The following is a 1,742-nucleotide window of genomic DNA, read 5'->3' on the forward strand; positions in this document are numbered from 1 at the left end:
CCCCGCGCCCGACGAGCAGGGCCAGCGCGGCGTAGACGGCGTAGTCCAGCCACTGGGAGTACCGCTCGACGAGCTCGTACTGCGTGCCCAGCGCCAGCCCCAGCGCGATGAGCGCGCCGTTCCACAACGCCGAGCCGGCCACCGTCAGCAGGCCGAAGCGCAGCAGCGACATCTGCGACGCACCGGCCGGCAGCGAGATGAAGCTGCGCACCCCCGGGATGAAGCGGCCGGTGAAGACCGCCGTGGAGGCGTGCCGGTCGAACCAGCCGAAGGCGCGGTGCAGGTCGTGGGCCGTCAGCAGCGGCACCCCGTCGACCAGCCGCGCCAGGCGGTCGCGCCCCAGCGCCGCCCCCAGCCAGTACAGGACGAAGGAACCGGCGACCGTGCCGACCAGGGACAGCAGCACCACCGGCAGCAGCGCCATCCGCCCCTGCTGCACGAGGTAGCCCGCCAGCGGCAGCACCACCTCGCTGGGGATCGGCGGGAAGACCACCTCGAGGAAGCCCAGCACCCCGACGCCGACCGGGCCCAGGCGCTCGACGACGTCGAGGACCAGGCCGGTGAGCCCCGAGGCGCCCTCCTGCGCGGCCGCTGCCGTCGTGGTCAGCAGCGCGCTGCTCATCCGGGGGGTCCTCCTCAGCTCGACGACGCGCTCGCGCGGGCCGCCGCGAGCGCTTCATCGGTGATGACGCTCGCCCCGGCGGCGAAGTTCCGCGCCTCCTCCCCGTGCAGCACCCGCGCGGGCGCGGCGCCGCCGCTGAGCCGCCGCACGAGGGCGGGCACCGGCAGCGGGGCGGAGGAACCCACGAGCAGCACGTTGCCGTAGCGACGGCCCCGCAGCTGGGCCGGCTCGGCGACGAGCGCCACGTCGGCGAAGACGTCCAGCGCCGTGGCCAGCTCCGCCCGCGAGCGCGGCATCGGCGGGCGGTCGGCGAGGTTGGCGACGTAGACGCCCCCCGGGGCCAGCGCGCGCGCCACGTCGGTGAGGAACTCCCGGGTGCACAGGTGCGCGGGCACGGCGTCGCCGCTGAACGCGTCGCGCACGACGGCGTCCTGGCTGCCGCCGGGCAGCCCGGCGACGCCCTCGCGGCCCTCCTTGACGCGGATGCGCAGCCTCGGGTGGCTGCGCAGCGCGAACGCCGAGCGGACCACCTCCACGAGCCGCTCGTCGACCTCGAAGACCACCTGCACCGACCCCGGCCGCGTCGCCTCCCAGCAGCGGGGCAGCACGCAGCCGGCCCCGCCGAGGTGCGCCGCGCGCAGCGGGGCCGGCTCGGGGTGCACGGCGTCCAGCACCGCCGCGGTCCACTGCTGGTACTCGAAGTCCAGGCGGGTGGGGTCGGCCAGGTCGACGTAGGAGCTGGGCACGCCGTTGACGAGCACGAGCCAGCCGTCGGGGTCGTCGCGGTCGCGCTGCAGGCGGACCGTGCCGGTGGAGATGAGCGCCTCGCCCTCGGTGGGGGCCGGTCTGCGGGGGCGTGCCACGGCAGCGGATCCTCCCAGCCCCGCGCCCGCCACCGCACGGCCGGGGCAGCGGCGCGGCGGCCGCTGGGGCGTGCGGGGGACCGGGACTGAAGAAATCCGCCGCGCGTGCCGAGGAACTGGGCATGGCGACTTTCCTCCTCCTGGTGCTCCTCGCGTGCTTCGTCCTCCCCGCCGCCCTGGAGCGCCGGGCCCGTCGTCGCGCCGCCTCCCCCTACCTGCTGCCCGCCGTGGACGCCCCGCCGCAGGCCGCCCGCGTG

Annotated in this window: 2 protein-coding genes; both read right to left on the reverse strand. The window is 76.7% G+C overall.

Translation table 11 applies throughout. The annotated features are described in order from the left end of the window. The coding region (locus ABEB16_RS18370) for a DedA family protein (protein ID WP_345713660.1) at nucleotides 1-622 on the reverse strand (622 nt) is incomplete at its 3' end. A 14-nt stretch (nucleotides 623-636) separates the two neighbouring features. Then, complete coding sequence (locus ABEB16_RS18375; RefSeq protein ID WP_345713661.1) at nucleotides 637-1,485, reverse strand: spermidine synthase; 849 nt, start codon at nucleotides 1,483-1,485, stop codon at nucleotides 637-639. Nucleotides 1,486-1,742: the final 257 nt, after the last annotated feature.

It is taken from the genome of Kineococcus glutinatus (assembly GCF_039542765.1).
GTDB lineage: Bacteria > Actinomycetota > Actinomycetes > Actinomycetales > Kineococcaceae > Kineococcus_A > Kineococcus_A glutinatus.